This window comes from Flavobacterium sp. (assembly GCF_039932285.1).
Taxonomy (GTDB): domain Bacteria; phylum Bacteroidota; class Bacteroidia; order Flavobacteriales; family Flavobacteriaceae; genus Flavobacterium.
The window spans coordinates 43,987-50,463 of the sequence record NZ_JBDTQE010000011.1 but is presented as its reverse complement, the minus strand read 5'-3'; the positions used below and the strand labels follow the sequence as shown (position 1 = coordinate 50,463).

The following is a 6,477-nucleotide window of genomic DNA, read 5'->3' as shown; positions in this document are numbered from 1 at the left end:
TCGCGCCTGCTTTGGGAGCAGGAGGCCGCAGGTTCGAATCCTGCCACCCCGACAACTTTTAGTTGTCAACTGAATAATAATTTTAAGGTTGCGTAGCTCAGCTGGATAGAGCAACTCACTTCTAATGAGTAGGTCCCAGGTTCGAATCCTGGCGCGATCACAAAAAAGCCTCGACACACATCGAGGCTTTTTTTAGTATTATGTAGTTAAAATAAAATATAAAATAAATATTAATAACTCATTTTAAGTCTACTTTTTAACTTTAAAAATAATAAAGCAATTGAAAATGAAATATTTGCAGATGTTATAATTTGTGGGTAATCTATTTTATATATTGATAATAATTCTACTAATGAAAATTGCTTCGAGTTTTGATCGATAATTTTAGTATGCATTACTTCTACATCAAATAAATCATTTTTTAGACGACCACTTTGAATTTTAGATAAATATTCATTAATAATTTCAATATCATAATTTATGCGATGCCCTACAAGCGTTGCATTTCCTATAAAATTTATTAATGATTCTATAGCCTGAATATTTTCATAACCTAAATTTTTACTTTGTACTACTTCAGATTTATTTAATTCTATTTCTAGAGAATTTTCTAAACGAATTTGATTATTTTCTATAGCAATTGCCCCGATTGATATAATTTTGTCTTTGGCAGGATTTATACCTGTTGTCTCTAGATATAAAACTACTTTTCTTTCAGTTGGTGTTTCAAACTGAATGATGTAGTTCTTCCAGAATTCTGGATAATCTTTCCCTATGTTTTTAAACCAATCAAGCATATTATGAAAATTGTGTTAATTGAAAAGTATCTTTTACAATCTCTTCTAAATCTTTTAAAACGTGTAAAGATTCTTTTAGTTTTTCTTTGTCTGATTTAGATACTATTTCTAAATCGATATATTCTCCTGAATTATCATTTTTAATTCCTTCTAGGGTTCGATATCGTGATAAAAGTAAGAAAGTATCGGCAGCATTCAAGTAAATTTCAGCATTAGAAGTATCCTTAATTGCTAATTCCTTATATCTTGAAAAAGTATTATTAATTCCTTTTAATCCGTGGTGAATTGCCAATAAACGAGCAATATCTACCAACTGATTTATTCCTTTCGCTTTAATATTAAATTTATCCTTATGCAAACCATCTTCTTCTTCATTAAATTTTTTAAAAAAATTAAGTGGCGCTGGATTTTTTAAAGCATCATTACCTAAATAATCAAAAAATAAGGACTTATTTTTTACTTTAAATATGGTTTCTGTAATAATATTTTCTAAATTTTGATCTCCAAAAACAAATTCATAATCAAAAAATATAGAGCAATGTTCATTTGTAAATTCACCTGGAGTATTTATCCAGCTTTCATATTGTTTAGACCAATCTGTCAATGATTTAGACCAAATTTGATTGTTAGCATGGTGACCAAAATTACAATGTTTATATCCAATTTTTTCTAAAATTTCGTTTACTTTTTTAGTTAATTGATTAAAATAATCCTTCACATCACGAAGTTGTTGAATATCAACATCATTAAATATTAAAAAATTATCATGATCTGTTAATAATAATTGCTCTTTTCTTCCTTGACTTCCTATACTTAAGAAGGCAAATGGGACAGGAGGGGAGCCCAATTCTAAAATACTCATTTCGATGGCTCTTCGAATAATTGCCAATGTAATTTCCCCAGAAACATTGAAAATATGTTGCAAAGGAATATTTTTTGTAACTGCTTGATGTATAATATTTGCAAGAGAATTTCTTATCGCTTTTAATTCCGAAGAATCCGTAGAACGTTTTATCTCTTTTATTAGGACACCTGGAGAATTAGCTTGGGCCTGAACTAAGTCATTTTGAGTTATAACGCCTTTTACATCAGTATATATAGTACCATCAATAGTGACACACAAATGATGTACTTTATGTGAAAGCATAACCAATTGTGCTTCTGCTAATGAAATGTTTTCTGATACAGTAATAACAGCGTGTGTCATTATTTTGTCTATATGAGACTGAATGGCTTGTTTTCCTGTAGCCACTTTTTCTCTAAAATCTGCGTCGGTAACAATTCCTACTAATTTATTATTATTGTTCACAAAGGCTGAATCCAATAAATTATCTGCCATTAGTATTGCAACTTCTCGAATTGTTTGATCATAAGTTACAACTAGGGGCTTCTTATTATAATTTAATGTTTGAAAATAAGAAAAATCATTTTGAAATTCAGACAATTGTACAGAATCTGAAATTAATTTATTACTGTTTTTATCAGCTAGATTATTAGAATTTTGAGCAAAACTTTCTAATAAGAAGTTTAAAACATCAGTATTTTTAACTATAAATGGTTTAAAACTTTCAATAGGAATAGCGTATAAAATAGCTTCTTCATTTGTTTTTGCAGTCATTTGGTAATTATTTTTTGCAAAAAATGGACGTAAACCAAAAACATCGCCAGAATAGCATTTATTAAGTAAATTTTGTTCCGCATCCGAAGTAACGGATAAATGTATTACACCAGAATTCATGACATAAAATACATCATGTAAATTTTCATTGACTTGAAATAATATTTGATTTTTTTCTAAATGTATGACACGAATTGTTTCAGAAATACTTTTTAAATCTTCAAAACTTAAAAAACTAAATGGTTTAAAATTTTTTAGAAAATTGGCAACACTTTCTGCAATTGAATTCTTCATGACTAAGATAGATTACTATTTTGTAAATTTATAACATTTTTTAAGAGAAAGAAGTATTATTTGAAAAATTCTATTTTACATAATATAAATTATAGTTCAAATATATTATGTGCTTAAAATGACTGATTTTAGGTTTTATTTCATCTTTTGTCTTTTTACAACTGGTGTCGTATCAGGTTTATTTTGCAAAAAATAATTAGCCATAAGTTTTTCAATCAATTCATCTTTAGTTAGATGATGAAAAACAGTTTTTATTTTATCTTTCAAATCATTTGATAACTCATGATTTGGTTTGGTTTTGAAAATTTGCTTTGCCCATAGATATGCATTATTTTCTTCAATACTTTCTGCATTGGGTTTTTGAAACTTTTTGAATTTAATTCCTAAAGCTTTTTCAAAATCTGCAATTTCTGCGATTTCTTCTTGTTGCAAAATAGTTAATGAAAATCCTTCGGCTCCAGCTCTTGCTGTACGTCCGCTACGATGCACATAAGTTTCATGAACATCCGGTAAATGATAATTTACAACATACGAAATTTCCTTCACATCGATTCCACGAGCTGCTAAATCTGTGGCAACTAATATATTAATATGTCCTGCACGAAACTGATCCATGATTCTGTCACGAATTGGTTGCGTTAAACTTCCGTGGATTGCTCCAGATGAAAAACGATTGATCGCTAAATTCTTAGCTAATTTGTTAACTGCAGCTTTAGTTTTACAGAAAATAATACCTCTTTGTCCTTCTTTTGAAGTTAGAAAATGCATTAAAACTTCTAATTTTTCAATTGGATCTACTACAATATATTCGTGATTGATGCTAGAATTACCAACAATTTCCATACTAGCACTTACTTGTGTCACTTTTTTTGACATATAGTTTTGTACCAATTGTTTAATTGTTCCAGGCATTGTTGCCGAAAACAACCAAGTTTTTCTATTTTTAGGTAAATCGATTGCAATTTCGTCTAATCCTTCTTTGAGTGCAGTTGCCATTTCGTCGGCTTCATCAAGGATTAAATAGTTAATTTCTTTGATGTTTATAGCGCCTCTTTTTATTAAATCTATCAACCTTCCGGGTGTTGCAACAACAATATGAGTAGTTTTTTGCAAACGTTCTATTTGAGGTTTTATTGGGATTCCGCCGCAAACAGAAGCAATAGAAACTTCGGGTAAATATTTAGCAAAACTTTCTAAATTTGTGAATATTTGGTTCCCCAATTCTCTAGTTGGTACTAATATTACGGCTTGTATTTTAGCACTATTTACTTCGACCAATTGCAATAAAGGCAATCCGAAAGCAGCAGTCTTTCCTGTTCCTGTTTTAGCCAATCCTATAAAATCATCTGGACTAGAAAGTAAAACGGGTATCGATTTTTCTTGAATTTCTGTAGGGGCAGAAATTTTTAAATCGATTAAGGCTTTTATAATTGGTTCCGATATTCCTAAATTGGAGAATTGTTTTGACATGATAATGTTGTTTTATAAAAAATATTTCTTCCGAAGTTGAAACTTCTAGCCCAGATAGTAGTGTAAATCCTTTTCTTTTTTTCTTTAGAAAAAGAAAAGATTGCAACGAATAGCTGGAAATAGCTCTTAATCTTCTTGTGCAAATAATTTTTCTCTGTATTTTTTTCCTACTAAAAGTAATAATTTCACTTTATAATCTTCAACCAACCATTCTCGGTAGTTTTTGCTACATTGACTCAAACATTTGGTGTAACGTTTCATACGACATTCGATATCATCGTGTAATTCTTTCGATAAATTTTTCGCATCTATAAGTTCCTCAGTATTATCTACACACATAGCAGCATGCTGATCTAACGATTTTTCAAGTACTACTTTTGAGCGTAGATTTAACGATATAGCTAATTTATGCTCTGCATCAATATCAAAAGTTACGTTATTAGTTTTGCTAAATTTAGCACGTAATTCCGGAGGCATTTCATATTTAAAATGAAGTTCAATTTCAGCATCTTCACGAAGGTTATCTAGGTAATATTCAGGCGATTTGAATATGTGCTGCCAATCTACATTTTGACTCCAAAGCCCAAAACGAGCGGCATTGTTTCCTAAATCGATGATGGTAAATTCATTTTTATTAGGTAGTTTTCTTGATCCACGACCAATCATTTGGAAATATAATGTAAGTGATTTTGTAGCTCTGTTTATAATTATAGTTTCGACAGTTGGCTCATCAAAACCTGTAGTTAAAATCCCTACTGAAGTTAAAATAGCATCAGGAGTTTTTTTAAACCATAATAAAATATCTTTTCTGTCTTCTGGAGATGTTGTGTTATCTAGATGTCTTATGGGTAATCCTGCTTCTTTAAATGTTTCATAAACATATAAAGAGGTATTTATTCCGTTATTAAAGATTAAGGTTTTTTTTCCTTTAGATTTTTCTTCATAAGCATGCAATAATTTATTTTGCATGTCGAGTTGAGAATATAATTCGTCCGAAGATTTGACTGTATAATCGCCATTTATCCCTATTTTTAAGCTAGATAATCCTACATCATAACTATAAGTTATTCCTTTTGCTAAAAAGCCATTATTTATTAATTTACTAATAGGATCTCCTACAATAAGTTCTTTGTAATTTTCATACATAGGTAACTTAATGTTTGAGCTTAGTGGTGTAGCTGTTACACCGAGTATAAATGAATTATTAAAAGAACCTAATAACTTCCTAAAAGAGTTATAATGTGCTTCGTCTATAATAACTAAACCAACATTATCTATAATTAATTTGTCGTCGTTAAGTCTATTTTTTAGTGTTTCGACCATAGCCACAAAACAAGAGTATTCGTCTTGGTCTGGCAATTCTTTTACTTTAGAGTTGATAATTTTATTTTTAACATCAAATCCTTTAAGCATTTTTGAAGTCTGCTTACAAAGCTCTATTCGATGCGTTAGAACAACTACTTTTTTGTCATAGGTTTCTAAGTAACGACGAACTATTTCAGAAAAAATGACTGTTTTTCCTCCCCCTGTTGGTAATTGATATAATAAATGATAATTGTTTTGAACATTATTCATTTTATTAAAAATAGCATCAATATCACGAGATTGATAATCGTACAATACTTTTTTTTCTTCTACCTCAAGTTCCAGCTCTTTGTATGACATACTTTTTTTCTGATTTTGGCAAAAGTACGCTATAAAAAGGGTTTATCGGCTATTTTAATCGAAAAATTGTATAAAAATTAATATTCAAATCTTTCTACAATAGCATTAAACTCATAATGATTTTTCCAATTTTGAGCTAGCGTTTCGTTTTTGATGGCTACTACTCTACTTTCGAAATCATTTAAAATTCCTTTCTCTATAAGAAAGCTAATTGCTTGACTAAAAGAATTTAGCATACTTTTATAAAACAATTCAGATTTTATTTCTTTTTCTGATGATAGTGTTTGGGCAATTTCTATGTTATAAAGCATAATATCGGCAATAATAAAAGTATCTACACCTAGAGTGATAAAATGCTTTATAAATTTTTGAGCTACAGAACGTCTCATTTTTGCTTTTTTTCCTCTAATAGGGAAATATTCATTCGAAATTTTAAGTTTTGCTTCTTTGACCAAATTATTTTCATTTGGATTAAATACAAAATCATAATACGTTTTTACAGGAACAAACTTATCATACAACTCAACTATTTGCTCTTGAAGTTGCTCTTTATTTAGCTCCGAAAGGTACTTTTTTAAATCTCGTTTGCTCATTACTCGAATTTATTTTACAAATATAAATTACTTTAGGTTT

5 protein-coding genes and 1 tRNA gene are annotated in these 6,477 nt (G+C 29.4%); 1 reads left to right on the top strand and 5 read right to left on the bottom strand.

Annotation, left to right across the window (positions count from 1 at the left end):
• Positions 1–86 precede the first annotated feature (86 nt).
• Positions 87–160, top strand: a tRNA-Arg gene (locus ABI549_RS04065).
• 70 nt (positions 161–230) lie between these two features.
• On the opposite strand, the gene ABI549_RS04060 is transcribed toward ABI549_RS04065, so the two are convergent.
• From ABI549_RS04060 to ABI549_RS04040, 5 genes are all read right to left on the bottom strand, one after another.
• Positions 231–797, bottom strand: a complete 567-nt coding sequence (locus ABI549_RS04060; RefSeq protein ID WP_348075175.1) for an exonuclease domain-containing protein — start codon at positions 795–797, stop codon at positions 231–233.
• Between the two features lies 1 nt (position 798).
• The gene (locus tag ABI549_RS04055; RefSeq protein ID WP_348075174.1) at positions 799–2,709 is read right to left on the bottom strand and encodes a DUF294 nucleotidyltransferase-like domain-containing protein; all 1,911 of its coding nucleotides are present in this window, start codon (positions 2,707–2,709) and stop codon (positions 799–801) included.
• Positions 2,710–2,844: 135 nt separating this feature from the next.
• Entirely contained in the window at positions 2,845–4,179 is a 1,335-nt protein-coding gene (locus ABI549_RS04050; RefSeq protein ID WP_348075173.1) for a DEAD/DEAH box helicase, read from the bottom strand.
• 126 nt (positions 4,180–4,305) lie between these two features.
• Positions 4,306–5,844 carry a DEAD/DEAH box helicase family protein gene (locus ABI549_RS04045; protein ID WP_348075172.1) on the bottom strand — a complete coding sequence of 513 codons (1,539 nt, stop codon included), beginning with the start codon at positions 5,842–5,844 and terminating at the stop codon, positions 4,306–4,308.
• Between the two features lie 77 nt (positions 5,845–5,921).
• The gene (locus tag ABI549_RS04040; protein ID WP_348075171.1) at positions 5,922–6,437 is read right to left on the bottom strand and encodes a DUF6155 family protein; all 516 of its coding nucleotides are present in this window, start codon (positions 6,435–6,437) and stop codon (positions 5,922–5,924) included.
• Between the last annotated feature and the right edge of the window lie 40 nt (positions 6,438–6,477).

Coding starts and splice junctions, on each gene's coding strand:
- ABI549_RS04060 (WP_348075175.1), bottom strand. CDS start 797: ATGCTTGATTGGTTTAAAAACATAGGGAAAGATTATCCAGAATTCTGG.
- ABI549_RS04055 (WP_348075174.1), bottom strand. CDS start 2,709: ATGAAGAATTCAATTGCAGAAAGTGTTGCCAATTTTCTAAAAAATTTT.
- ABI549_RS04050 (WP_348075173.1), bottom strand. CDS start 4,179: ATGTCAAAACAATTCTCCAATTTAGGAATATCGGAACCAATTATAAAA.
- ABI549_RS04045 (WP_348075172.1), bottom strand. CDS start 5,844: ATGTCATACAAAGAGCTGGAACTTGAGGTAGAAGAAAAAAAAGTATTG.
- ABI549_RS04040 (WP_348075171.1), bottom strand. CDS start 6,437: ATGAGCAAACGAGATTTAAAAAAGTACCTTTCGGAGCTAAATAAAGAG.